Source organism: Enterococcus hulanensis (assembly GCF_005405485.1).
Classification (GTDB): Bacteria; Bacillota; Bacilli; order Lactobacillales; family Enterococcaceae; genus Enterococcus_A; species Enterococcus_A hulanensis.
Genome location: NZ_BJED01000012.1, coordinates 1 through 26864 on the forward strand (window position 1 = coordinate 1; position 26864 = coordinate 26864).

The window sequence follows — 26864 nt, forward strand, 5'->3', positions numbered from 1 at the left end:
TTGAAGCGCTACCAAAAGTCTGATCGCGCTGTCGCTGTCATTCGTTTCGTTATAGAAATTGCTAATGCGTTTTTCTAATGTTTTACGCTTTAACGAAAAAATCTGCTTACAGCTCAAGCCATACTCATCCATTAAAACTCCTCCTTTTCCATTTGATTCTATTTATTCAACATACCTGTTTACAGTCACACACAAAAAACATCACACTCACCAACTCAAGTAATACCCCATCCATTAATAAGCCAAACATAAACGATAATTCTTGAAAAATCTAATCCATATTTTTAAAAATAAGTTTAAAATAAGAGTTGTTCTTTACCGATAACGCTTAATTAAGGATAAAATAATTTTTATGTCCGTTTGAAAAATCGCCAAAAAATAAAAAAACGTAGTCTGATTTTCTATTTAATTGACGATTATTCCGATTTAACACGCTAAAAAATCCTCCGTTCAATAAACGAAGGATTCCATGATTATTCAATAATCTTTTTCACTGTAAAAGGTTCGTTCTTTTCTGATGGTTCCTCTTGATCTGCTAAGTCAAACAAGATCAGGTCATCTTTTCCTTCACCTTCAACGATCACTAATTTTCCTAGCCGATCACGGTTGTCTTTGACGATCTGCGCTTCTTTGATCAATTCCTTCGGATCACGCTTCGCGGCAATTGCATTGCCAAGGTTAAAGAATACTGTCTCTTCCATTTCCATCCACTCCTCAAGAACGTTTGTACTTTAGTATAGCAGAAAAGGCTAACAACAGCATTTAGGGGCGCTTCATCAATTAATTTTTCTGTAAGTATTGAAAATTTACAGAGAAATTTCGCATATTATTTCTCTAACTAATCCCATTTTTACGAAAATCAAAAAAGCTGCTGCAGTCAGCCCCTAAAAATTTCATACACCACTGAAAAAGATGACCCAAACTTATTTCTTTAGAATGGTACGATTATTTCAACATTTAAGAAGAAGGTGACGATCATAAAAGGAATCATGCATCTGATAAAAATTTCTATTGGCGTGATAATCATTGCTCTGGCTTTAAATTTCTTTTTATTACCGCATGACATTGCCTCGGCTGGAGTCGGAGCGATCGGCCATTTGCTCGAGATATATTTATCCGTCAACAGCATTTATACCGTATGGGTAATTAATCTTTTCATGCTTTTATTGACGTATCTGTTATTAGATAAACAGGTTTTTTCAAAGATTTTCCTTGGAAGTTTATTGTTTTCAGTCTATCTAAAACTTATTCCGACAAGCCCAGTGCTGTTCCCCCACATTGCTTCTCTCATCATAGGCAGTGCCTTGTTTAGTTTGGGGGTATTTTATCTTTATAAGTCCAATTCTTCTAACGGTGGAATCACCATCCCGCCTATTATTCTCGAACGTTACTTCAAGATACCGGTCTATCGAGGATTACTGCTGACCAATCTCGTAATCATTTTTCTGAATTTTTATATTTTGCGACCGCTGGACGGACTATTTGCCACAGTCTCGATTTTAATCATGAGCGTTGCTATGAAGTTGTATACCGCTATTGATAATAAATTGAGGGAACGAGAAGGGAAGTCAATTGGGGAGTCAAATCATAAATCAAGCTAAAAATAGGCACAAAAAAAACGTGGTCGAAACCACGTCAAACGGTTGATAAATAAGGAAGGTACGGGACTTGAACCCGTGCACCACATTACTGCGGCTCGCCGGATTTCGAGTCCGGTGCATTACCACTCTGCCAACCTTCCGCACCATTTATCTTACCTTTTTTCGTTTAAATGTCAAGATTTTATAATGTGTCTAACACAGAAGTGTCTTCTTCTTCTAAGATATTCGTAATCGTACGGTTGATTAAATGAACGATCTCATCTTGAGTCGGCGCGATGATACCTGATGACATCAAGGTCGCGATCCCAGTTACACAGATCCAAGTTCCTACATGCAAGGCATTGATCCGTTTTTCAGACAATTTGCTGTATTTCGGATGCTCCACAATTAATTGGTGGAAGTAATTGTAAGAAAAGTCGTGCATTTTTTTCCCGCCGCCATACTCTTGAACGTATAACGCATTGTAAAGATTGCTTTGCTCTTTGGCAAAGTAAACATAGCTCAAGCCCAAATCGATGATCGTATCACCTGTGCGAACTTCTGGGAAAATATCGTAGTATAGGTGATTGCAGATTTCATCTAGCAAAGTGTTTTTAAGATCACTCATATTTTTAAACTCTAAATAGATCGGTTGCGTACTGATTCCCATTTTTTTGGCAATGTTTCGTGCGGTAAATCCAGAAAATCCTTCATTTTCGACAACTTCATAGGCAGCCTTTAGAATCTGATCTTTTGTGTAAACTTTTCTTCTCATTGTAATTCCTCCCAGAATGTTATTATTTTTACTGTCATTTTATTTTAATCAAAAACTGATTAGTTTTGCAACCCTTATGCAACATGTTATCTAAATTTACAGAAGTTTTTTTGAAACTGACGGTTAATCCTGTAACTTTTTTCTTACAAAAGGGGTGGAACCGTTTTATTATTTTTGCAATTTTTAATCTATTTCATTAAAAATCAAAAGAGTCGTTATACATTTGACGGCTCTTGTGTTTCTTTAAAGCACAAATAGGATCGGCCAAATAAAATTTTGCTGTTACTTTATTATACTTTCTCAAAGCGTCAGTGACAATCCTTATTCTTTTTCTTGTTTAATTTATTTATTTTCTCTACTATAGTATAGGAATAGAAAAAGGAGGTTCACTTGATGGAGCAGCAAAATTACGCACAACTCGTTTTAAATACATGTTTAAAAGCCGGAAAGATCATGATGGAGTCCGGTTCTGAAGTCTATCGGGTGGAAGATACGATGAAGCGGATCGCGATCAATGCCGGCTTGGATGATATCCAGACTTATGTGACGGCTACTGGTGTGATCGTCGGCTTTCCTTCTGAGCAAAGCAGTCAGGTGATCCAGATCACTCCGCAGGCAATCAATCTGGAAAAGGTGACCGCGGTTAATCAAGGTTCGCGGCAATTCGCAGATGGTGAGCTTTCCTTGCCTGATTTTTATCTTTATTTGGAAGAAGTGGATGATGCCACGCCGGACTTTCCTTATTTATGGAAAATTATTTCTGCTGGGATCGTCAGCAGTACCTTGATGATTATCTTAAACGGCACTTGGTTTGACTTTATTCCGACATTTATTATTGGGATGATCGGTTTTAGCGTGCACACCTTTTTTGGCAAGAAGCTGAATATGAAATTCTTAAATGATTTTGTGGCGGCACTGGTGATCGGAAGTTTGTCGCTGCTGGCTGTTTCCCTGTCAGTTGCTCATGAGGTGAATAGTTTGATCATTGGATCGATCATGCCCCTCGTTCCCGGTCTTGCGATTACAAATGCGTTTCGCGATATTATGGCGGGACATTTGATCAGCGGGGTTGCTCGCGGCACCGAGGCGCTGTTTATCGCTGGTGCGATCGGCGGTGGGATCATCGTCGCTTTTAATTTCTTTTAAGATAGAAGAATCAAACTTGGAGGTTGCTCATGAATTTTATTGTCAATTTTTTATTTAGTATGTTTAGCACGATCGCCTTCAGTATCATCACCAATATTCCTCGGCGCGCATTTTTAGCCTGCGGATTTACCGGGGCTGCCGGTTGGATGACCTTTTGGATCTTACAAACATACTTTCATCAAAACATCGGTATCGCCAATTTCTTGGGAGCATTAATGATTGGACTTATTAGTATTCTTTTTTCAAAGACCATGCATATGCCGGTGATTGTTTTTAACGTACCGAGTCTGGTACCTTTAGTTCCTGGCGGCCCCGCTTATATGGCCGTGCGCCACATGATGAATCAGGAATTTACCGAATCAATGGAAAAAGTCGTCACAGTCCTAGTGACTGCCGGTGCCATCGCCATCGGCTTCATGTTCACGAACTTGATCGAACGAGCGCTTAAAAAAACCCGCTTAAATTTTCGACCAAAATAGGCTCGCTAAAAACAGGAGATTCCTTCCTGTTTTTATTTGTTTACAGTTCAAGGATGTAAGCGCAGTCACTAAATATCTAAAAAAATATAAAGTTTCACACGAAATTTACAAATTACAACCTCAGACCTATGCATTTTGTGAATTAATCCTATATACTTTGTTTTAGAAAGACAAAGGAGATGAATCAAATGAGTGTTGTTCAATCCAGAAGACTGCTAAATATAATTTCGTTAATGGGCATCGCCATAACTGTTAGTTTGACCTTCTACTTCTATCGCTTAGGAGTATTTAATGATATGAATTCGTTGAGACAACTCGTCGGGCATTCACCGATCGCCGGACCGCTCATTTTTGTTTTGATTCAAATCATCCAAGTCGTTATTCCAATCATTCCAGGTGGTATCAGCCTCGCAGCCGGGGTCTTGATTTTCGGGCCATACTGGGGATTTGTATATAATTATGTCGGGATCGTCATCGGTTCCTTAATCCTGTTCTTAATGGGCAGACACTATGGCAAGCCGATGATTATGCATCTTGTTAGTGATAAGGTATATCAAAAATACAGCCATTGGTTGGATGATCCGCGTTTTGATAAACTGTTCGCCTTGGCGATTTTCTTACCTGTCGCACCAGACGATGCCTTGTGTTTGATGGCTAGTCTGACGAACATGTCCTTTAAGAAATACAGCGCGATCATCTTTTTAGCCAAACCAGCTTCGATCTTCCTATACAGTCTGGCTTTACTGCAAGGTGGCCAAATACTATCCACTTTACTCGGACTCTAAATCAATTAAGTTTGTTATGATTCAATCATTTTAAGGAGATGCTTCGGCATTTCCTTTTTTTGTTTATTAAAAAGAAGAACAAGTCCCAGCTATGGCAGTTTACTATATACGAAAGCAAAAATTTGAGCTATTCTTATTATTCAAAGGTATTGCCTCTCAACCAACTTTTCGCATCTCAGCGATCGCATAACGATTGAATGGATTTAGACAATAGCGATTCGCTATAATTAACCAAGTATCCCATCAGCATGAATCTTCAAATTTTTCACGTAAATAATTCATACTTTATTTACATACTAGCCAGATAATGGTTGATGAAATAGGATAAAAAAATACACAGATCGTTAAAAACGATTTTCTTATAGAACCACAGGAGGAGCTATGAATTCCATACGTCAGCGTCTTGCTTATTTTTTCAGCACTTTTTCTCTCTATAATTTCCTGATTATCAGCTTTGGGCTGCCTTTTCTGACAGAAGGACTTTTTTTATTTTTCCGCCAAAGCTTTCTAAACAACCTTTACTCACCTTTTTATCTGCTTTTGTTCCTTGCGATGATCTTTCTTTACGGGAATCTCTTCAGCCAAGTGCAATCAAACGAAAAAGCCTTTCAAAATTTTTCTTTGAAGGCGGCATTTGTCAGCTTTGCGTATTGGCTGTTTTTATCACCGATTTTTTTCTTTCGCTTTTATCAGATGCTGCTGGTTTGGCAGCCTCTGCCGGCGAAGCTGCTTTCTTTCCTGTTTCTTTATCGTTGGAAAATCTTACCTGTACTGATAATACTTTACTTGATCGTGCTCTATTTTCTTTATCGCTCGATCTTAGTCCCGAAATACCTAAAACAAAGTAAACCCATGAAAGAAAGCATCGAACTCAGCTGGCAAAAGACGAAGAAAAGTCTTCCTAAACAATTCGTGATCTTTCTTTTGATTCCGCTCTTTTTCGTAAGTGTCAGTTTGCTGATCAAAATCGGCTTCATTTGGGCCACTCAACTGCTGACCAAGCAAAGTACCGCCATGGTTTTCTTAGTAGTTTATCGGGTCATACAAAATATTTTATGGACGTTCTTTTTTCTTTATTTGGCTGCGCCGGACAAAGAGCCCCTTAACGACGAATCAATGTCCAAAGGATCGATCCTTTGGCTAGGCCTGATTATCATCACCTGCTTAGGACTTTACTCGCTGCACTATACCCATGCTTTTCAAGTCCAACGAGCAGCGCCTCCGATGACCATCTCGCATCGCGGTGTGTCGAATCATAACGGTGTCCAAAATTCCATCGAGGTTTTGAAAAAAACGAGTCAACAGCTGCGGCCAGACTTCGTTGAAATGGATGTTCAAGAAACCGCCGATCATCAGCTAGTCGTGATCCACGATGAAGACCTGAATGCCTTAGCAGATAAAAACTTGCGGATCGATGAAACAACTTGGCAAGACTTAAAGAACATCACCTTAAAAGAAAACGGCTATACCAGTAAAATTCCCTTATTTTCTGATTACTTGGCAGTTGCAAACCAATTAAATCAAAAACTGTTGATCGAACTGAAGGTCACTGGCAAGACCAAAGCCACGATCACCCAAAAACTGCTGCCATTAAAAAATCAACTGGCAAATCATCAGTTGCAAAGCATGGATCTTGATACGGCAAATCAAATGAAGAAAGACTTCCCTAAACTGCGTGTCGGCTATATTTTGCCCTTCGATCTTTTAGGTAATCCCAAGACTTCATTAGATTTCGTCAATATCGAGTCGCGCACCGCAAATGGCGACCTGATTCAGGTTCTGCGTCAGCGCAAACAAGCTGTCTATGCTTGGCCGGTGAACTCGCAGCAGCAAGCAGCCGTTCTTCGTTTCCAACAGATCAACGGCATTCTAACAGATGATATGAGTGTCTTCTCCAACAAGTCTGATGACATAAAGGCCCAGACTGCCAGCATCCTGCAATTTGACTAAAGTAAAGACCGTAAACAATCTCCTTCATGGAAAATTGTTTACGGTCCTTTTTATCGATCTAATAAACGCTCATAAGTAAAACCTGTCATAGAATATCTCAGCAGCAGCAGTGCGATTACTAATAAGACGAGTCCGATAGAAACCACGATCCAGCCGCTAAAAACCAGAATCCCCGTAAATTGACCGATCATCAACAGCGCCAGCGGAAGAATCAAAAAGGCGGCTTTTTGCTGCGACTCTTCGATCGACGTAGCTTTGGCCGATCCTTTGACGATCAGTACGATCGAGATAATCGTGATCGCCGGAACAATCAGCAGCATCACCCAGAGCCAGTTGAGACTCAAAGGAAGCAGCATTCCCTTAAAAATATACAACTCTACTTCCACCACGATCACTGTCAAAACAAACGAAACATAGGTCACTAAGACCCCCACGAGAAATGAAGCATAAACTTTTGCTCGAAAAATCTCCCGAATCGACAAGGGAGAATAAAGTAAAGTTTCCAACGTTCGTTTTTCCTTTTCGCCAACAAATGAGCTGGCAGCCATCACACTAGCTGTCATGATGGGAATAATCAAAAAGAAGATTGGAATGACATTATTGACCATTAAGGAAAGCAGTTCACGAATGAGCTGTTCCTGATCCAGCTTTTGAAAGTCCGGTAAAATCCGAGCCATCTCGGTAAATGACGAAGAATTAGTCGGACTCATCAGAACCGTCAACAGCATCAGCGTAGGAAATACCACTGAAAAAAGCAGCGGCAGAATCGTTAAAACTGAAAAATAGCGCTTGTTTTCAGTGATTCCTCGAATATCCTTGACCATAATGGCCTTTTGCCGATTATTAAACATGCTCTTCCCCTCCTTCTAATAAAGCAAAATAAATATCCTCCAGAGAATAATCCATTGGTGTAACCTGCGAGATATTCCCGCCTTGTTGAACGATTGCTTTTACCAGTTGAGGTACTTCTGCTTTTTCTTGGAAGGAAAGCTCATAGACATTCTCCCTGATCCGTTTGCTGTTAAGCGATGGCGGCATAACATCCGTTTCAATGATCAATTTATAGTGATCGAAGGTTCGGCGGCGCAGCTGCTCTAGGCTGCCTAAGGCCAATAATTGTCCATTATCCATCAAGCCATACTCATTACAAATTTCCTGCGCATACCTTAATTGATGCGTGCACAGAAAGATCGTCGTTCCCTCTTCTTTTGAAAGCTCCAATAAAAATTCATTCACGCTTTTCGTACTTTCAGGATCAAGTCCGCTAGTAGGCTCGTCCAAAAAAAGCACCTTTGGACGATGAATCAATGTTCTTGCTAACGAAAGCCGCTGCCGCATCCCGGTCGAATAACTTTTCAGCTTCACTTCAGCTGCGTCTGTCAGTCCTAATTTTTCCAACAGCTCCATTCCGCGCGTTTCACTTTCAGCTTTTGTCATACCAAAAAGCTGTCCAAAGAAACGCAGATTATCAATTCCGGAAAAATGATCGTACATTCCCGCATGCTCAGTTAAAATACCTGTCGATTGATGGAGCTTTTCTGCCTCGCTGACTGGATCAAGCCCAAGCACCCGCATTTCCCCGCGAGTCGGATTCAAAATCCCGTTCAATAATTTAACCGTGGTGGTTTTCCCAGCACCATTTGGCCCTAAGAAACCAAAAATCGTCCCTTCAGGAACCACCAAACTAATATCCTCTAATGCCTTCTTACCCTCTGTATAAATCTTTTCTAATTGTTTGATCTCAATTGCATCCATCTAGCTCCCTCATTTCCCTCATCAACTAAAAATCATATCCCCTACACCCTTATTGTATTTCTTCCAATCCAAAGCTTCAATGGACTTGTTGTTAACTTTTAGGACTGTAAATCAACCTTTGCGATACTTGAAGATTAAATATTTTATTTCTTACTAGAAACAGAGAAGTAGAACTCGCAGCTAGCTCCATTAAGGTAATCATTTTTCTTAGGAAAAATGCATTTTATTGTCACTGCGCATATCATTGCACTAAACATTTCGCCCGAAAATTATTATGTATATATAAGTCTTTAACTTTTTACTTAATGAACTGCGAAAAGTGCAACTGACAGCTAGCTTCTATCAGAGAGGCTACTTTTCGAAAAGCACGAAAAATAGCTTTATTCTCGCCACGCATACGATTCTGCTAAACTTTTCTATTTGTATCTATCTAAATCATCTTTTTTCTATTCCGTCCTATAAATACTGCGAAAAGCAGAACTAGCAGCTAGCTCCATTTAAGGAGATCATTTTTCTTAGGAAAAATGCGTTTTATTATCACTGCGCATATCATTGCACTAAACATCTTGAATGTAGATTTACTATAAATGATTTTTTGTTTTCTTCCCATAAGAACTGCGAAAAGTGCAACTGACAAAAAAGACCCGATCCTTGTTTAGGTTCGGGTCTAGTTCCTGTTAAGATAAATATTTCACATGCTCAGCTAAAAGTTAAGCGGTAGCGGTGCATTCGATTTCTGCACAAGCATGAACGTTTTCGTATTTTACTAGTAAACGATTTTGTAATTCAATCACGGCTGCTCGATCAGATGGCGCACATGACACAACATTAATCAGTACCGTATTATTGTAAAGCTGTTCTACAACTCCTACCACTTCATTTTCAATGCCGATAGCCTGGCATTCATAAGTAAGACCAATTTCAATAGTTTTCATAATAAATCCCCCTTTAATTCTACGTTCTTATAATAACACAAAGGCAATAAATTGGAAACGTTTTTTAATAGTTTTTTTGCTTTTATATCAACGTCTCGATAGAATTTTTAGAAAATTCGGAAAACACGAACATAAACAACTTGAGTTATTTTTAATCTAACGTTCATTTTTACTTATCCTAATTTGTTTTAAATCGATTTCATTTATCTAACATTATGTTTTTTTACATTAATTTTGATTAGCTGTATATTAATTTTACTATACCAATAAAAAAAGCCCTCGCAATGCGAGAGCTCTTTCACTACCTTTTATAGACGATTATTCAAATCTTTTGCTAAATCTTCAAATCCTGGTTTTCCAAGCAAAGCGAACATATTTTTCTTGTAAGCTTCCACACCTGGCTGGTTGAATGGGTTAACACCCAATAAGTAACCAGAGATACCAACTGCGATTTCAAAGAAGTACATTGCATAACCTAACGTATAAGCATCCATTGTTGGGATATTCAATACGAAGTTAGGTACGCCGCCATCTGTATGGGCTAATAACGTACCTTGGTAAGCTTTTGAGTTAACAAAGTCAATGTCTTTGCCTTCTAAGTAGCCTAAACCGTCTAAATCAGATTCTTGTGCAGGAATCGCCACGGATTTACGAGGTTTTTCCACTTTCACGATTGTTTCGAAAATGTTGCGGCGGCCTTCTTGGATGTATTGTCCAAATGAATGCAAGTCAGTTGAGAAGTTCGCACTTGATGGGTAGATCCCTTTCAAGTCTTTTCCTTCTGATTCGCCGTATAATTGTTTCCACCATTCGTTGAAATATTGCATACCTGGTTCGTAGTTAACTAAGATTTCAGTCACTTTGCCTTTACGGTATAAAATATTACGAAGAGCAGCATATTGATATGCTTCGTTTTCATCTAAGTTTTCGCTTGAGTAAGCTTCACGTGCGTCAGCTGCACCTTGCATCAATGCATCGATGTCTGCGCCGCTTGCTGCGATTGGCAATAGACCAACTGCTGTAAGTACTGAGAAACGTCCGCCGACATCATCAGGAATAACAAAAGTTTCCCAACCTGCTGCGTCTGCTTCAACCTTAACGGCTCCGCGAGCTTTGTCTGTTGTTGCGTAGATACGTTTGTTCGCTTCTTCTACGCCGTATTTGTTGATCAATAATTCTTTGAAGACACGGAACGCGATTGCTGGTTCAGTCGTTGTTCCTGATTTAGAAATCACATTAACTGAGAAATCACGGTCGCCGATCACTTCGATCAAGTCAGCGATGTATGTTGAACTGATTGAGTTTCCAGCAAAGAATACTTGTGGTGCTTTACGATCTTCTTTGTCCAACACATTGAAGAAACTTTGGTGTAAGAACTCGATTGCTGCACGAGCGCCAAGATATGATCCGCCGATTCCGATAACAACTAATACTTCAGAATCTGATTGAATTTTTTCAGCTGCTTTTTTGATGCGGGCAAATTCATCTTTGTCATAATTTACTGGAAGATCGATCCAGCCTAGGAAATCATTTCCTGCGCCAGTACCTTCGCGTAATTCTTTGTGAGCTAGAGCTACTTCAGATTTGATGTAGTCCATTTCATGTTCACTCACGAATGGTGCTACTTTCGAATAATCGAAATGTATGTGTGCCATTGTTTTTCCTCCTTGAAAGTCACTTCATAACAATCTATACTTTACGTTTCTTTTAATGATTTTTCAAGCTTAAACCTTCTAAAATTTAAACTGTTCCTTGCGCTAACATGGCAGCAGCAACTTTTTCGAAACCAGCAATGTTGGCACCAGCAGCAAAATTATCTTTATCAGCATATTTTGCAGCCGTATCACGACAAGTTTCGTAGATATTTTTCATGATATCGTCTAATTTGCCATCGACTTCTTCTTTCGACCATGCCAAGCGCTGAGAGTTTTGGCTCATTTCTAAGGCTGATACAGCAACGCCGCCTGCATTCGCCGCTTTCCCTGGTCCGTAAAGCACGCCTTTTTCATGATACAGCTTGACGGCACCATTCGTACTAGGCATATTTGCCCCTTCAGCTACAACCTTCACACCATTTTTCACTAAGATCGCTGCTTTTTCATCATCAATCTCATTTTGCGTTGCACATGGCAAGGCAATATCCGCAGCTTGTTCAAACTCCCAAACAGACCCTTCATGGTATTCCGCTGACGGACGTTCTTTCGCATATTCGGTTAAACGCGCACGACGAACTTCTTTGATATCCTTCAAGAGTTCCACATCGATGCCGTCTTTATCGTAAATATAGCCATTGGAATCTGAACATGTAATAGCTGTTGCGCCTAATTCCTGCGCTTTTTCGATCGCGTAGATCGCCACGTTTCCGCTGCCTGAGACAAGAACTTTTTTTCCTTCAAAAGAATCATCACGATCTTCTAATAAATGTTTCACGAAGTAGACCGCACCATAGCCAGTCGCTTCTGTCCGGCCAAGACTGCCGTTAAAGCCAAGAGGTTTACCAGTCAAAACACCCATATCGTATTCACGCAAACGTTTGTATTGACCAAACAAATAGCCGATCTCACGTCCGCCGACACCGATATCACCTGCTGGGACATCCAAATTCGGACCGATGTGTTTTGATAATTCTGTCATGAAGCTTTGGCAGTAGCGCATAACTTCAGAATCAGATTTACCTTTTGGATCAAAATCTGAACCGCCTTTACCGCCGCCAATTGGAAGACCTGTCAAACTATTTTTAAAGATTTGCTCGAAACCTAAAAACTTCAAGATACTTAAATTCACACTTGGGTGGAAACGCAAGCCACCTTTATATGGGCCGATCGCTGAATTAAACTGAACACGGTACCCGCGATTGACTTGCCAATTACCCTTATCATCTTGCCAAGGGACACGGAACTGGATCAACCGTTCAGGTTCAAGGATCATACCTAAAATATTCTTCTCAACGTATTCCGGATGTTCTTCTAGAAAAGGAATCACTGTTGGTAAAAATTCATCCACCGCTTGTAAAAATTCTTCTTGGTTCGGATCTTTTGCCTCTAAGTTCTTTTGAATCTGTTCAACATATTCTCGTACTTCCATCAAATTCCTCCTCACAGTTAATACTCATAGTTTACATCATTTTCTAATGAAAGTGAAAAAAAATTCATTTCACACAGCAATTTGAAAGCAAATCGTTCGTATTTAAGGTATGATTAACCAGAATATTCAAACAAATTTATTGATAAATGAGGACTTAATAAAATGAGCAAAAAATTTGATGTAATCGTGATCGGCGGCGGTCCAGCCGGTATGATGGCAGCCATTACTGCGGCCATGAATGGTTCACAGGTCGCCCTGTTCGAAAAAAATAAACGACTGGGAAAAAAATTACTGATGACCGGCGGCGGACGCTGCAACGTGACCAACAATCGCCCAGTTGATGATTTGATCGTTCATATTCCCGGCAACGGACGCTTCTTATATAGTACATTCTCGCAATTTGATAATCAGGATGTGATGAATTTCTTCAGCGAACGCGGTGTTGCCTTAAAGGAAGAGGATCATGGACGAATTTTCCCGGTATCGGATAAATCTGCCACGATCGTCAATACCTTAAAGGAAGAATTAGAAAAACTAAGTGTCGAGCTTCACTTTAAAGAACCTGTCGAAAAGATCATTACCGATGGCGCGTCAATCCAAGGTGTCCGCACCTCGGAAGGCGATTACTCCGCCAAAAGTGTAGTGGTAACAACCGGCGGGATCACCTATCCTTCGACTGGTTCACAAGGAGATGGTTATCGTTTCGCAAAAAGTGTCGGTCATCATGTGACACCCTTGTATCCAACTGAATCACCGATTTTTCTAACTGATGAATTTGTTTCAGCCAAATCATTACAGGGACTATCTCTGCAGGATGTAAGCCTATCAGTCATTGATGAAAAAAATAAAACCATCGCCAGCCATGAGATGGATCTGCTCTTTACCCACTTTGGGATCTCAGGTCCAGCGGCCTTGCGTTGTTCAAGCTTCGTCAATCAATTATTGCGAACGCAAGAAACAGTCACACTGAAACTCGATTGCTTCCCGCAAAAAACTGCCGCAGATTTAATGGAAGAAATACGTGAACGTTCATCTGCTTCAACAAAACAACTGAAAAATGCGTTGGCTGGCTTCTTACCGGAACGACTGCTGCTTTTCTTTTTAGAAAAAAGCGGCATCAGCGAACAAAGCTATGCGCAGGCTTCAAAGGAGCAGCTAGAAAAATTTGTTTCCTATTGTAAGAACTGGTCCTTGACCGCCAACAAAACCTTTGGCTTAGAAAAATCCTTCGTTACTGGCGGCGGCGTCGAACTAAAAGAAGTCAATCCCAAAGAACTTGCCAGCAAAAAAATCCCCGGCTTATTTTTCGCCGGGGAGGTACTAGATGTGAATGGCTATACTGGCGGCTATAATATCACTACCGCTTTTTGTACAGGTTACGTAGCAGGCACCCACGCTGCCTATCACGCCTTTGCTTAATGCGTCAATTCTGCAAATTGTCCTCGCGTCAGTTCCACAATGGCGTTGGGGGCAATTTCCATTTGCAGGCCTCTTCTGCCTGCTGATATTGCGATCTGTTCAAAATTTTCCGCCGAAGCATCCACGAAGGTCGGAAATAATTTCTTCATGCCAATGGGCGAACAGCCGCCGCGAATATACCCAGTCGTCGCTTCTAAATCTCTTAAATGCAGCATCTCAACCTTTTTATTGCCGCTGACCTTCGCAATTTTCTTCAAGTCCAATTCATGATCACTTGGGATCACTGCAACGACGGGGCCTGTCTTGTTCCCCACCGCCACCAAAGTTTTAAAGATGCGAGCCGGTTCAATTTCGACCTGTTCAGAAACATGCCCCGCTCCCAGATCATCTTCACTCCATGCATATTCATGTTCTTTATAGGCAATCTTTTTTTGTTCGACTAAACGAATCGCATTGGTCTTTTGAATTTTCTTCTTCGCCAAGTCAATCCCTCACTTCATTCATTTTCTAAAGTCTAGCAAAAAAGTTGAAATGAAACAAATCGATCGTTTCATTTGGTCTTTCTTCTTAAAAGTCCTACACTGAGTATGTAATGGAAAGGATGTATTCATCATGAAAAGAATTTCAAGAGGAAAGTTTGAAAAGATGCAACAATTGTCAAATGATCAAGGTGTCATTGCGGCCTTAGCGATCGATCAACGAGGCTCTATGAAAAAGATGATGCAAGCAGCTGTCGGTGAAGAAAACTTCTCAATGGATCAGGTCTATGAATTCAAAGAACTGGTCTCACAAGAATTAACCAAGCGTGTCAGCGCGATCCTGCTTGACGAACAATACGGCTTTAAAGGTATCCAAGCCAAAGATCCAAACTGCGGCTTGATCATGTCTTATGAAAAAACCGGTTACGATGCTAATACTCCCGGTCGTTTACCTGAACTATTGCCAGATGAATCCTTGGATCGTTTATTGGCTAAAGGGGCAGATGCCGCTAAAGTCTTGGTTTATTATGATCCAGATGAACCCAAGGAAATTTTGGACATCAAACATGCGTTTTTGGAACGTCTAGGAACAGAAGCACTTGCGGCAGATATTCCAGTCTTTGTGGAACCGATCGTGTATGACGGAAAAATCACTGACGACCATTCACCAGAATTCGCTGAAATCAAACCGAAAAAAGTGATTGATACTATCAAGGAATTTACGAAGGACAAATACCATATCGATGTATTGAAGGTGGAAGTTCCTGTTCTATTTAAATACGTTGAAGGTTTTAATAAAGGTGATGATCCAGTCGTCTATACACAAGAGGAAGCGGCTGGCTACTTCAAAGAGGCTGGAGAAGCTGCCACTCGCCCATTTATTTATCTAAGTGCGGGTGTCCCTGCGGATATCTTCCGCGATGAATTGAAATTTGCCGGCGAACACGGCGCAAATTATTGCGGTATTCTTGGCGGACGAGCTACATGGCGTGACGGTGTTCAAGTCTACGCCGATGAAGGCAAAGACGGCTTGATCAAATGGTTGGATACCCAAGGTCGTGAAAATGTCGAAGAATTAAATGACATCTTAACGAAGTATGCAAAACCTTGGCACGAAATTTACGGCGGTCTAGATAATATAGAAGTATTTGATATTGATGTCATGGACTAAATAAGCAAAAGAAAACCGAACGACTATATTTCTATCAGTTTCGATAGTAAATAGTCGTTCGGCTTTTTTTATTTTAATTCGTTGATCATCATGACCAATTTTTCTGCTTCGATCTGGGCATCATCATAAGGCTTGCCTTCCAGACAACCATAGGTCATACAGGAGCCGTCCAATGATCCGCTGATTTGCGATAATTTTCCTAAGCGTCCTAGTGACACCGAAGCAACGGGCAAGGAAACAAAAGTTTGAGCCTTCATTACGATCTCCATCTGACGTAAAACGTCTGCTTCGTTTTTAGGAAATACGACAATTTTCGCGATATCCGCTCCCCAATGTTCCATCAAGTTTAAACGGAATAAAATCACAGCGTCCTCTGGCGTTTCCTTGAAGTTATAATAGCTCAGCATCACACGTACATCTAACGCCTGCATCCATTTGATAAACGTCGTCGATAATTGATCAATGATCGACACCTCTACGTCCGCCAAATCAATCGCACGCGAAGAAACTGCAAACTCATAAATATGACGATATTGATTTAGAGAAATTTCGAGCTGTCCACCCGCTTCAACCGGACGCAGGTTGAAGATCAATGGAATATTACGGATTTCATCTCGTAACGCCAATAATGTTGCATTTAATTGATCATCATCGAAAATATCTTCATAATAATCCGCACGCCACTCAATGACCTCGGCAACTTTCTTGGCTTCATTTGCTTGTTCAATGATCTCATCGAAAGTCTTTCCAACAATCGGCACGCAGATTTTAGGTTTTCCTGCATCAAACCGCACTTCTCTTACTTGAACATCCATCATACGCATCCCATCCCATTTTCTTCTATTTTTTTATCGTATAAAATAAAACTTTCAAATAATTGCTTTCCTCAAAATTGCTGGCCGGAAAATCTGCTGGCAAACGATAGCTTTCTGTTAATTGATAGCTCACGTTTTTATTCTCTAACGCTGTTTCGATTGCTTGTTTGAATTTCTTGATCGGCAGATTGGCTGCATTCGTGGAGGCGATGATCATTCCTTCTTCTGAAAGAATCTCTACACTGTCTTCAATTAGACGACCATAGTCTTTTGCCACTGAAAAGGTTTTCTTCTTATTTCGGGCAAAACTTGGCGGGTCCAAGATAATCAGATTATAACTTAAATGCTTCCTTAATGCATAGCGGAAATAGTCAAATGTATCCATTACGATAATTTTTTGTTGTTCTAATGACAAACCATTCACTTCAAATTGCTCTTGTGTTTTCGGCAGACTGCGTTGAGCTAAATCAACACTGGTTGTTTCTAAAGCCCCGCCATATGCGGCCGCAACGGAAAATGCCCCTGTATAGCTGAACATGTTCAAGACTTTTTGTCCTGCCGCGAGTCCTTCTGTTAAACGTCCGCGAACTTCTTTTTGATCTAAGAAAATGCCGGTCATATAGCCTTCATCTAAGTATACGGCATAGGAAACGCCATTTTCCAGTACGATTAACGGTTCCTGCGGTTTTTCTCCTGCTAACCAGCGGCTTTCCTTCAGCTCGCTTTTAAAACGAATTTTCTCAACAACACCCTTGGCGTTTGGAAAGACTTCCAACCAGCTGTCCACGATCAGCTTTTGGAAATGATAGATCGTTTCGTTGTACCAAGAAATGACTAGATAATCCGCATAATAGTCCACCGTTACACCGCCAAAGCCATCGCCTTCTCCATTGAATAAACGAAAAGCCGTCGTCGTATCATCGGCGAAAAAAGCTTGGCGTTGATCAAGTGCTTGCTGAAATTTCTCTATTAAAAAAGCTTGGTCGATCGGTCGCTGTGTTTGATCAATCACCCAGCCGAAGCCTTTATTTTGTTTCCCTAAATAACCAGTTGCGACATATTTATTCTTATTATCGACGAACTCTATCCACTCTAAGGGAATTTTTTTTATATTTTGTTTCAAATCCTCCACTTGAATTAATGGGTTGCCTTGGCGAATTCGTTTAATTCCATAATTATTTAATTCTATTTTCACTCTCATCCCTGCTTTCTTCTATAGTATATCAAAAAAAAATAGGTTTTTTCGCTTATAAAGTTTTCTTTAAGCATGATTGCTCTGATTTCGATAAGAATTGACGGCGTTGACGTAAGCGAGTAAACTGTTAACAAGTGAACATTCCGCATTTTTTTCTGCGGCAGAAAGGAAGTTACTATTGAAAAAACTAAAAGCTCCTGCATTTTTGAATAAACGTCTCGGCTTTTATGCGTTACTGACATTCTTATTATGGGCGAAAAGTGTTTTTGCATACCTATTTGAATTTAATTTAGGGATCGAAAGTCTGACTCAGTACTTCATCCTGTTTATCAATCCAATCGCGTCGACGATGTTCTTATTGTCGATTGCCTTATATGTGCGACGGTCGAAAGCCTCTTACACCACGATGATGATCATCTACGCACTGGCGAGCTTCCTGCTCTTTGCCAATGTCGTTTACTATCGTGAATTTACCGACTTTATTACGGTCAACACTTTCTTAGGTGCCGGCAAGGTTGCCAGCGGCTTAGGTGAAAGCGCCGTTCGACTTTTCCGTCCATACGATGTTTTATATTTAATTGATATCGTGATCCTGCCGATTCTTTTATGGCGTAAAGGCATCAAGCGTGAAGATCGTCCTGTCCGAGCACGGATGGCCTTTGCGATGACCGCTCTTTCAATCATGATTTTCTCAGGAAATCTTTTCCTAGCAGAAGCAGATCGTCCTGAATTATTGACACGTACCTTCTCACGCGACTACTTGATCAAATATCTTGGGGTCAATGCCTTCACCGTTTACGATGGCATCCAAACGTATAAAACCAACCAAGTCCGTGCAGAAGCAAGCCCCAATGATTTAAAAGAAGTCGAATCCTACGTTAAAGAGCATTATGCTGCTCCAAACAGCGACTATTACGGAATCGCAAAAGGACGTAATGTAATCACGATCCACTTAGAAAGTTTGCAGCAATTTGTGATCGACTATAAGCTGAAGGATGAAAATGGACAAGAACATGAAGTAACACCATTCTTGAATAGCATTTTCCATAGCAACAGTACCTTTAGTTTTGATAATTTCTTCCACCAAGTAAAAGCTGGGAAAACTTCCGATGCTGAAACATTGATGGAAAACTCATTATTTGGTTTGAACCAAGGCTCATTATTCTCGCAACTTGGCGGAAAAAACACGTTCCAAGCTGCTCCAGATATCTTGAAGCAAACCGAAGGCTACACGAGTGCCGCTTTCCATGGGAACTCCGGAAGCTTCTGGAATCGTTCTGAAACGTATAAAAATCTTGGCTATGATTATTTCTTCGATTCATCTTATTATGATGTAAACGATGAAAACTCATTCCAATACGGACTGCATGACAAACCTTTCTTCCAGCAATCTGTGAAGTATCTGGAACGTCTGCAGCAGCCATTCTATTCTAAATTTATTGCTGTATCTAACCACTACCCTTATAGCGAATTCAAAAATGATGAAGCTGGGTTCCCAATGGCAGATACTAGCGATGAAACGATTAACGGGTATTTTGCCACAGCAAACTATTTAGACAAAGCGGTTGAAGAATTCTTCAACTACTTAAAATCTTCTGGTTTATATGATAATTCGATCATCGTAATGTATGGTGACCACTATGGGATCTCGAATTCAAGAAACTCTGATTTAGCACCACTGCTTGGCAAGTCAAAAGAAACTTGGTCAAACTTTGACAATGCGCAAATGCAGCGTGTCCCTTACATGGTTCACGTACCAGGACAAGAAAAAGGCGGCATCAACCACACTTATGGTGGCGAAGTAGACGCTCTGCCTACCCTGTTACATCTATTAGGAGTTGACACAAGCAAGTATATTCAATTAGGTCAAGATTTGTTGTCTAAGGACAATGATCAAATTGTTGCCTTCCGTGATGGCGACTATGTAACTCCGGAATATACGTATTACAGCGGAAGCTTGTATAGTAACAGTAATGGATTGGCGATCACTGAACCAAGCGAGAGCCTGCAAAAACAAAGCGAAGAATGGAAGGAAGCCGTCTCTACTCAGTTGAGTACTTCTGATAATATCAACAATGGCGACTTATTACGCTTCTATTCTGCCAGCGGTTTGAAACCTATCGACGCTTCTCAATATGACTATAAAGATGGTCTGAATAAGATGGAGAAAATCGAGAACAAATTAGGCGATAAATCAACCAGCCTATTTGATCAAAATGGAAAGAAATCCACTCAAGAGCTGTACAAGACCGAAACGTATAAACAATATCAGGAACAAAGCCAACAATAAGTTATTTCGAACACTCTTCACGAAATTGTGAAGAGTGTTTTTTTGACTATAAAGAAAGTATAAAATCTTTACATGAATAAATCGCTTTGTAGCGGGTATATCTATGTCTGGCTTCACGAATTAGCTTTATCGGCAATAAGCAAAAATATTTCGAAATTTGAGAAGCAATTTAGAAATATTTTGGTCTTATTGCTCAAAAGCTGAGCGAGTTCGCGAAGCCTTTCTTATCTGCTCTTATTTCTTCCGATAGAATTCATATTTCTTTCAAATTAGGATTTTATACTTATTACTAAGAGGTGGGAATCTATGGAATTAATTTCAACAACGCTTTCAACAATCAAACGGCATCGCATACAATTCTCGATTTCATGGGTGATCTGTCTGGTTGCTCTCTTTATCTTGACGAGTTTAGGAATGCTTAAATTAGTGTTGAATCAACTCGATTCCTCCACGCAGATTCCGTTATTTACCACAAAAGAAATTCAACAACTGCAGCAATATTATTCCGAGCGCTTGACTGCAAGTGCGATCGGCCTATTCATTTTGCTGCTGATCTTCTTTGGAATCAGAATTCACAGGCAAAGAAAATCAGCCGTCTCCATGAGGCAGCTGATCTACTCGACCGGTTTAGAATTTTTCCTTGGTTTGATGGTTGCCTCGATCGGTTTGATTCTGTTGTATACTCTTTTCGAACCTGCCTTCGAATCGATCTTGCAATCTTTTTATCATCAAGGCTTGAATCAATTAAAGGAATTGCCGAACTTTAGATTAAGTAATGGGTCGAGCGGAATCGCTTATTCAGTTCGTTCTTCTCTTTCCTTTGAGTTATCTTCAACAACTATGCTTGATTTGTTTTTCAGTTCATTATTTAAATCGATTATTTTTATCTGCGCCTGCTTATGTCTGTTAATTGGCTGTTCTCGTCTGATATATTTCGGTTCTTTCAAGAAGAATGTTCGCTAAACACGAACATTCTTCTTTTTGTTTGTTCTTTTGTTAAACTAATTCTTGAAAGTCGATTGTTCCTTCATTATACTTAGAAAGTATTCGGTTTTTACCGATATAATGAACTTATTCTTAAGGAGCGTTTAATTATAATGGAGAAATTCTTTAAATTAAAAGAACAAGGCACCAACATTTCCACTGAAGTAATGGCCGGAGTGACGACATTCTTCGCCATGAGCTATATTTTATTCGTTAATCCAAGTATTTTATCAGCTTCAGGGATGCCCTTTCAGGCGGTTTTCTTAGCAACCATCATCGCGTCTGTAATCGGGACTTTAGTTATGGGATTGTTTGCGAACGTTCCTTATGCGCAGGCACCTGGTATGGGACTGAACGCATTCTTCACTTATACAGTCGTATTCGGTCTAGGCTACTCTTGGCAACAAGCTTTAGCAATGGTATTTATCTGCGGGATCATCAATATTTTGATTACCGTCACAAAAATTCGTAAATTAATCATTCATGCAATTCCGGAAAGTATGCAGCATGCCATCGGCGGCGGGATCGGGATCTTCGTTGCTTATGTTGGGATCAAAAATGCCGGCTTGCTTGCTTTCAGTGCGGACTCATCAGCAATCACCAGCAGTGTGGTTGAAGGCGGCAAAGCAACAAATGTTTCTATCAACAGCGGAATCGTTCCAGCTTTGGCAAACTTTAATAACGCACCAATTTTACTAGCTGTGATCGGCTTAGTCCTTACTACGATTTTAGTGGTTAAAAATGTCCGCGGCGCGATCTTGATCGGTATCGTGGTGACGACTTTATTAGGAATTCCAATGGGCGTCGTTCAATTAGGCGCGATCGATTGGCACGCAAACTCACTAGGCAGTTCGATCCAAGAACTTGGAACAACATTCGGCGCAGCCTTTGGTCCTGCCGGCATGGGTTCTCTTTTCTCTGATTCTTCTAAACTGCCGCAGGTTTTAATGACGATTTTAGCCTTCAGCTTATCTGATACTTTTGATACGATCGGAACCTTTATCGGTACTGGCCGCAGAACGGGCATCTTCTCTAAAGAAGATGAAAAAGCTTTAGACGATGGTTCACGCGGTTTCAAAACAAAGATGGACAAAGCCTTATTCGCAGATGCGATCGCTACTTCTATCGGTGCGATCTTCGGTACTTCAAATACAACTACTTACGTCGAATCAGCAGCCGGAATCGGTGCTGGCGGCCGAACAGGTTTAACTTCTGTTGTCGTTGCTATTTTATTCGCACTAAGCAGCTTATTCTCTCCATTGATCGCAATCGTGCCAGCTCAAGCAACTGCACCTGCGTTGATCTTAGTCGGTGTGATGATGTTAGCTTCCTTTGCGGATATCAATTGGTTAGATTTAGAAGAAGCTGTTCCAGCATTCTTCGCCAGCGTCTTCATGGGGCTGTGCTACAGCATCTCTTACGGGATCGCTGCTGGATTCATCTTCTACACGATCGTTAAAGTAATCAAAGGAAAAACGAAAGAAATCTCTCCGATTCTTTGGATCGTGGATCTTCTATTCATTCTAAACTTTATTATCTTAGCAATTTTATAAGCACTTGATGACAAAAGAAGCGTAAAACCAAAATGGTTTTACGCTTCTTTTTCTGTCTCTGCTATTTTTTCAGGCTTATCTGGAAAGACGACAGTGAAGGTCGTTCCTTTATTTAGTTCACTCTCAACTTCGATCGTTCCATTGTGCAAACGTACTAATTCTTGTACGATCGACAAACCTAAGCCAGACTCGCCATATTTAGTATTTTTTCTGGATGGATCGGCTTTATAGTAGCGATCCCAAATATTCTTCACCTGATCTTCGGTCATCCCGATACCCGTATCGGATATTTTGATCTCTGTAGCCTGATCCAGTTTAGCGATCGCTACGGTAATCGTACCATCCTTGGTAAACTGAATCGCATTTTGAATCAAGTTCACCATCACTTGAACAAAGCGATCATAATCAGCATACACATCGATCGCCTCGTCCGTTTCTAAAATCAAGCGATCATTGGAAGCTTCTGCTTTACCCTGCAATTGAGAAACCAAGGTAGCAACCGCTTCAGTTGCGTTGAATTTCTGTAAAAGAACAGTGATTTGATTGGTTCGGATCTTTTCATAATCCAAGTTCTCATTCACTAATCGAATCAAGCGAGACGTTTCATTTTGCATCAGCTTGATAGCTTTCTCTCGTTGGTTTTCTGGAATCGCATTATACTGCATCCCTTCCAGCAAACCATTGATGGTTGTTAACGGTGTACGCATCTCGTGAGAGGCATCCGCCATAAACTGCTTCCTGCGTTCTTCTTGCCGTTCGATCTCATCCTGCGACTCTTTCAATGAGATCGTCATCTTATTAAAGTCCTCCGCCAAATCGTCAAATTCATCACGATTGCGATTAGGAACGATAACATCAAAATTTCCCATCGCTACTTCCTTCGTCGCCGAGCGCATCCGATTGATCCGTTTCACCTGTTGCGTTGCGAAGAAATAGCTGACAATAATGGCGATGATCGAGGCAATGATAAACGCCTTGAACAGATCAGCGACGATCGAATTGACACTCGTCTCAACGTTCATCGCCGGTTGGCTGACTAATAATACGCCAAAGAAAACCTCGTCAGTGAAAAAGGGTACCATCGCATACGAGGTCGTTTGATTTTGCCCCATCACATTTTTTGAGCTGGTCACTTTTTGCTGCTGCCCAGCCTTCAATGCCTTCCATTGTTCATCACTGACTAAATGCTGATTTACTTCTCCCGTTTCTTCAGGATACTGAACCTTTCTGTCCTTATCAATGAAAACAAAGGAAACATCCTGCTGATTCAAACTGGACTCAGTGACACGAATCGCAAATTGAAATATCTCATTGCTGGACATCCCTTCAAAGCGAATATCCCGACTCAAAGAAAGATTGTTTTTTTCCATAGATTCCGCATAACCAAATAATTCTTTGTAGTTATTATCCTCTAAGGTCTTACGTGTGAACTGGGTAAAAGACAGTCCCAATGTTAATAGAATCAGCAAAATCAACCCGCCAAAAGCCAGCAATTGTTGATAAAGGTATTTCATCGACCAACCTCGGTATCGTCAAACTTGTAGCCGACACCCCAGACAGTTTGGATCACCTGCGAACCAACCTTTTCGATTTTTTGACGCAATTTTTTGATATGGGCATCAACTGTCCGCTCATCACCAAAATATTGATAGTCCCAGACTAATTCTAATAACTGTTCACGTGTAAATACTTGACGTGGTTTTTTCGCCATCGTGTATAGCAGATCAAATTCCTTAGGCGTCAAACCTTCAATCGTCTTACCATCCAGATAGGCTTCCCGTGTTTTCAAATTCATCTTGAAATGATCCGTTTGGATATCAAAACTTTCATTGCTGGTCACCGTTTCATTTTGCGGTTCAGACGTTAATTCGCTGCGACGATGCAAAGCTTTGATCCGCGCAATCAACGTTAATGGTGAGAATGGCTTGGTAACATAATCATCGGCACCCATTTCCAGACCGATGACCTGGTCACTTTCAGAATCTCTGGCCGTCAACATGATGATCGGCACTGTTTTAGAGATTTTGCGGATCTCACGGCCGACTTCCATGCCGTCCATACTTGGCAAGTTCAGATCAAGCGTGATCATATCCCATTTTTCCGGGTCCGCTTTGAAGGCATCCAGCCCTTCTTTCCCATCGTATTTAAATTCCGCTTCCCAACCTTCGTTCAAGAAAAACATTTGCATCATCTCAGAAACGGACTCATTGTCTTCAATCATTAAAATATTCATACTCTAACCCCCTGATATCATCTGATTCTCATTCTAAGTATACTCTATTTCATTTTTTTGAACCATTACCTTACCCATATCTTCACTAACAATTTGTTTTTTCTTCAATCTTTCCTAAGCTGAGGAGTAAAATCTTCATTACTCGTGTACTTCTTTGCATTTTTTATAACGGAATGGTATACTTTCTTCTGCAACAAAAATATTTATCAAGGGGCTGTTACGGATTCGACAGGCATGGTTCGAGCCTGAATTGCGCTTCGTAGGTTACGTCTACGTAAAAACGTTACAGTTAAATATAACTGCTAAAAACAACAATAACTCTTACGCTTTAGCTGCCTAAAAACAGTTAGCGTAGATCCTCTTGGTATCGCCCATGTGCTCAAGTAAGGGTCTCAAAATTAGTGGGATACGTTTCAACTTTCCGTCTGCAAGTTGAAAAAGAGCTCATCAGACTAGCAATGTCTGCGGCCTGTCATGCGGCAGAGGACAAAGCGAAATTTAAATAGTATGACTATGAGCGTAGATTTTTAGGTAGCGAAGTGTTTGGACGCGGGTTCGACTCCCGCCAGCTCCATTAAGAAAAGCCAAAACGTTGAATAATCAGCGGTTTGGCTTTTTTGTATATTTCAAATTTAATAAAAGTAGATTACGAACGCCAGCTTTAAATGTACTTTATTTCAAACATACTCACTCTTCTTATGGTGAACAATCACTTAATTTAGAATATCAAGCTGTTTTATACATCAATCTATTTCTTTTTTTGCATTTGTTCAATGGCGGTTTGTTCCGACAGCGGCAGTTCGAAATATTTTTCTAACCACGTACTGCATAATTCTGTCCATCTGCTAACAGCCGGATTTATTTGTGAAGCGGCCTCACTGCTAGCCTGCGTTGCCAAGCTTAAACCGTGTCCGCCCTCAGCAAAAATATGCAATTCATACGGCACCTGATTTTCTGCTAACTTCTCTGCAAGCTTCAAGGAATGGGTCGATGAAACCAAAGGATCTGCGCCTGTGGCCCAAACAAAAACCGGCGGCGTTTGCTCATCCACTTGATAGACTGGACTAGCCATTTCTAATAAAGCTCGCTCCGGTTCTTCTTTTCCCAAAAATGCGACATTCGAGGCTTTCATAAAAGCGGCATCCATTGGATTTTGCTTATTGGCAATTTCTTTTTGCAAATAGACATAATCTGTCAACGGATAACCCAAGATTACACACGCGGGGCGTAATTCTTCAGGCGCCGTATCGAAGAACTCGGTTAAAACCGGCTTATTCCAGCTCGTCGCATACAAAGCGGCATTATGCCCGCCAGCCGAAAAGCCGCATACAGCGATTCGCTTCGCATCTACTTTCCATTCTTGAGCGTGCTTTTTGATTAAAAGCATCGCCTCTCCCAATTCTCTTATCTGAGTAGGATAAAGAGTCTCCTCTTTGACTGCCAATGGTTTTGACAAATCCGGCAGACCCATTCCAGCTTCTGAATAGGTCGTGTATTTTAAAACGAACGCGTGATAGCCCATCATCGCAAATTGAAGAGCCACAGGTTCAGCTTCTCGATCAGAACAGCTGAAATAGCCGCCTCCCGGACAAATAATCACTGCCGGTCGTGCCTTTCCTTTCAGCATTTCAGGAGAGTCGTCTAAAAGATAGGCGGTTAACGTGACCCGAGGCTTCTTTCCGTTTAATTGAATGGTTTCTATTTTCATTTTCTCTTCCTCCTAAATATTTCCGAAAATAAAGAATGCGCTTTCAACATTATGCCTTAAGCATACGATACCATCTTACTCTTCACTATATGCAAAAATCATTTGATTTATGTTCATTTCCGCGATTTGAAAAAGTTCAAGCTCAATCCTGTTAAATGAAAAAATTTCTAACATTAAAAAAGAATATGCTCAGCTTTTAAACTGAATCATATTCTTTCTGTTTATCTATTTTCCTATAGGATCAAAGCAAGATCAACTATGCTGTTCTGCTTGTTCTAAGGCTTCCTGTTCTTGGTCGACAAAAACAAATTTCAAGTGGTCAGGGTAAACGTAGAGAATTAAACGTTCTTTGCGGACATCGGTGGCGACTGCAGGATAGACTTGTTCCGTCATGACATGATCGCTGAAAAGTTCTTTTAAGGCAACTTCCAAGCCGGCATTGATAAATGGATTCAACATTCTGCTCGCTCCCTTTCAATAACTTGACTCTCTCATCTCCATTATACGCGTTGGAGCAAAAAATCGATT

General features: G+C 40.6%; 24 protein-coding genes, 1 tRNA gene and 1 other RNA gene. 11 read left to right on the plus strand and 15 right to left on the minus strand.

What is annotated here, in order from left to right:
- Positions 1–473: 473 nt before the first annotated feature.
- The gene (locus tag FFR60_RS13600) at positions 474–701 is read right to left on the minus strand and encodes a hypothetical protein (RefSeq protein ID WP_088932762.1); all 228 of its coding nucleotides are present in this window, start codon (positions 699–701) and stop codon (positions 474–476) included.
- A gap of 273 nt (positions 702–974) precedes the next feature.
- On the opposite strand from FFR60_RS13600, the gene FFR60_RS13605 reads away from it, so the two are divergent.
- Entirely contained in the window at positions 975–1601 is a 627-nt protein-coding gene (locus FFR60_RS13605) for a YitT family protein (protein ID WP_371853451.1), read from the plus strand.
- Between the two features lie 52 nt (positions 1602–1653).
- Here the strand turns inward: FFR60_RS13605 and FFR60_RS13610 are convergent.
- Positions 1654–1741, minus strand: a tRNA-Ser gene (locus tag FFR60_RS13610).
- A 41-nt stretch (positions 1742–1782) separates the two neighbouring features.
- On the minus strand, positions 1783–2355 hold the full coding sequence (locus tag FFR60_RS13615; RefSeq protein ID WP_088932757.1) for a TetR/AcrR family transcriptional regulator: 573 nt from the start codon (positions 2353–2355) through the stop codon (positions 1783–1785).
- 393 nt (positions 2356–2748) lie between these two features.
- Here FFR60_RS13615 and FFR60_RS13620 point away from each other — a divergent pair, with 393 nt between their 5' ends.
- From FFR60_RS13620 to FFR60_RS13635, 4 genes are all read left to right on the plus strand, one after another.
- Positions 2749–3501 carry a threonine/serine exporter family protein gene (locus FFR60_RS13620; RefSeq protein ID WP_088932758.1) on the plus strand — a complete coding sequence of 251 codons (753 nt, stop codon included), beginning with the start codon at positions 2749–2751 and terminating at the stop codon, positions 3499–3501.
- Between the two features lie 29 nt (positions 3502–3530).
- Positions 3531–3980 carry a threonine/serine exporter family protein gene (locus tag FFR60_RS13625; RefSeq protein ID WP_088932759.1) on the plus strand — a complete coding sequence of 150 codons (450 nt, stop codon included), beginning with the start codon at positions 3531–3533 and terminating at the stop codon, positions 3978–3980.
- A 188-nt stretch (positions 3981–4168) separates the two neighbouring features.
- Positions 4169–4765: a TVP38/TMEM64 family protein gene (locus FFR60_RS13630; RefSeq protein ID WP_088932763.1), complete on the plus strand. Its 597-nt coding sequence runs from the start codon at positions 4169–4171 to the stop codon at positions 4763–4765.
- A 381-nt stretch (positions 4766–5146) separates the two neighbouring features.
- Positions 5147–6715, plus strand: coding sequence for a glycerophosphodiester phosphodiesterase family protein (locus tag FFR60_RS13635; RefSeq protein WP_137664565.1), 1569 nt, complete (start codon positions 5147–5149; stop codon positions 6713–6715).
- A 50-nt stretch (positions 6716–6765) separates the two neighbouring features.
- On the opposite strand, the gene FFR60_RS13640 is transcribed toward FFR60_RS13635, so the two are convergent.
- The 5 genes from FFR60_RS13640 to gdhA form a co-directional block, all read right to left on the minus strand.
- Complete coding sequence (locus tag FFR60_RS13640) at positions 6766–7566, minus strand: ABC transporter permease subunit (RefSeq protein ID WP_137664566.1); 801 nt, start codon at positions 7564–7566, stop codon at positions 6766–6768.
- Positions 7559–8470 (minus strand): ABC transporter ATP-binding protein, encoded by a 912-nt coding sequence (locus tag FFR60_RS13645; RefSeq protein ID WP_137664567.1) that lies wholly within the window; start codon positions 8468–8470, stop codon positions 7559–7561. The genes FFR60_RS13640 and FFR60_RS13645 overlap by 8 nt, the downstream gene beginning before the upstream one ends.
- A 710-nt stretch (positions 8471–9180) precedes the next feature.
- On the minus strand, positions 9181–9405 hold the full coding sequence (locus FFR60_RS13650) for a hypothetical protein (RefSeq protein ID WP_137664568.1): 225 nt from the start codon (positions 9403–9405) through the stop codon (positions 9181–9183).
- Between the two features lie 308 nt (positions 9406–9713).
- Positions 9714–11060 carry a glucose-6-phosphate isomerase gene (locus FFR60_RS13655; protein WP_137664569.1) on the minus strand — a complete coding sequence of 449 codons (1347 nt, stop codon included), beginning with the start codon at positions 11058–11060 and terminating at the stop codon, positions 9714–9716.
- Between the two features lie 85 nt (positions 11061–11145).
- On the minus strand, positions 11146–12489 hold the full coding sequence (gdhA, locus tag FFR60_RS13660; RefSeq protein ID WP_137664570.1) for an NADP-specific glutamate dehydrogenase: 1344 nt from the start codon (positions 12487–12489) through the stop codon (positions 11146–11148).
- Positions 12490–12651: 162 nt separating this feature from the next.
- On the opposite strand from gdhA, the gene FFR60_RS13665 reads away from it, so the two are divergent.
- Entirely contained in the window at positions 12652–13908 is a 1257-nt protein-coding gene (locus FFR60_RS13665) for a BaiN/RdsA family NAD(P)/FAD-dependent oxidoreductase (protein ID WP_137664571.1), read from the plus strand.
- On the opposite strand, the gene ybaK is transcribed toward FFR60_RS13665, so the two are convergent.
- Complete coding sequence (gene ybaK, locus FFR60_RS13670) at positions 13905–14390, minus strand: Cys-tRNA(Pro) deacylase (protein ID WP_088932770.1); 486 nt, start codon at positions 14388–14390, stop codon at positions 13905–13907. The genes FFR60_RS13665 and ybaK overlap by 4 nt on opposite strands.
- Positions 14391–14520: 130 nt before the next feature.
- Between ybaK and FFR60_RS13675 the strand changes: the two genes are divergently transcribed.
- Positions 14521–15558, plus strand: coding sequence for a tagatose 1,6-diphosphate aldolase (locus FFR60_RS13675; protein WP_137664572.1), 1038 nt, complete (start codon positions 14521–14523; stop codon positions 15556–15558).
- A gap of 68 nt (positions 15559–15626) precedes the next feature.
- On the opposite strand, the gene aroD is transcribed toward FFR60_RS13675, so the two are convergent.
- Positions 15627–16376: a type I 3-dehydroquinate dehydratase gene (gene aroD / locus FFR60_RS13680; RefSeq protein ID WP_137664573.1), complete on the minus strand. Its 750-nt coding sequence runs from the start codon at positions 16374–16376 to the stop codon at positions 15627–15629.
- A gap of 22 nt (positions 16377–16398) precedes the next feature.
- Positions 16399–17568 carry a class I SAM-dependent rRNA methyltransferase gene (locus tag FFR60_RS13685; RefSeq protein ID WP_371853413.1) on the minus strand — a complete coding sequence of 390 codons (1170 nt, stop codon included), beginning with the start codon at positions 17566–17568 and terminating at the stop codon, positions 16399–16401.
- A gap of 178 nt (positions 17569–17746) precedes the next feature.
- On the opposite strand from FFR60_RS13685, the gene FFR60_RS13690 reads away from it, so the two are divergent.
- From FFR60_RS13690 to FFR60_RS13700, 3 genes are all read left to right on the plus strand, one after another.
- Positions 17747–19858, plus strand: coding sequence for an LTA synthase family protein (locus tag FFR60_RS13690; protein WP_088932773.1), 2112 nt, complete (start codon positions 17747–17749; stop codon positions 19856–19858).
- 306 nt (positions 19859–20164) lie between these two features.
- Complete coding sequence (locus FFR60_RS13695; protein ID WP_137664575.1) at positions 20165–20821, plus strand: hypothetical protein; 657 nt, start codon at positions 20165–20167, stop codon at positions 20819–20821.
- A 134-nt stretch (positions 20822–20955) separates the two neighbouring features.
- Positions 20956–22395, plus strand: a complete 1440-nt coding sequence (locus tag FFR60_RS13700) for an NCS2 family permease (protein WP_137664576.1) — start codon at positions 20956–20958, stop codon at positions 22393–22395.
- 38 nt (positions 22396–22433) lie between these two features.
- Here the strand turns inward: FFR60_RS13700 and FFR60_RS13705 are convergent, their stop codons facing one another.
- Entirely contained in the window at positions 22434–23909 is a 1476-nt protein-coding gene (locus tag FFR60_RS13705) for an ATP-binding protein (RefSeq protein ID WP_137664577.1), read from the minus strand.
- Positions 23906–24628 carry a winged helix-turn-helix domain-containing protein gene (locus FFR60_RS13710; RefSeq protein ID WP_137664578.1) on the minus strand — a complete coding sequence of 241 codons (723 nt, stop codon included), beginning with the start codon at positions 24626–24628 and terminating at the stop codon, positions 23906–23908. Before FFR60_RS13710 ends, FFR60_RS13705 begins: the two co-directional genes overlap by 4 nt.
- Positions 24629–24838: 210 nt before the next feature.
- Between FFR60_RS13710 and ssrA the strand changes: the two genes are divergently transcribed.
- Positions 24839–25205: a transfer-messenger RNA gene (ssrA, locus tag FFR60_RS13715) on the plus strand.
- 171 nt (positions 25206–25376) lie between these two features.
- On the opposite strand, the gene FFR60_RS13720 is transcribed toward ssrA, so the two are convergent.
- Together FFR60_RS13720 and FFR60_RS13725 are read right to left on the minus strand one after the other, a co-directional pair.
- Positions 25377–26336, minus strand: coding sequence for an alpha/beta hydrolase (locus tag FFR60_RS13720; RefSeq protein WP_137664579.1), 960 nt, complete (start codon positions 26334–26336; stop codon positions 25377–25379).
- Positions 26337–26588: 252 nt separating this feature from the next.
- Complete coding sequence (locus tag FFR60_RS13725; RefSeq protein ID WP_137664580.1) at positions 26589–26795, minus strand: hypothetical protein; 207 nt, start codon at positions 26793–26795, stop codon at positions 26589–26591.
- Positions 26796–26864 lie beyond the last annotated feature (69 nt).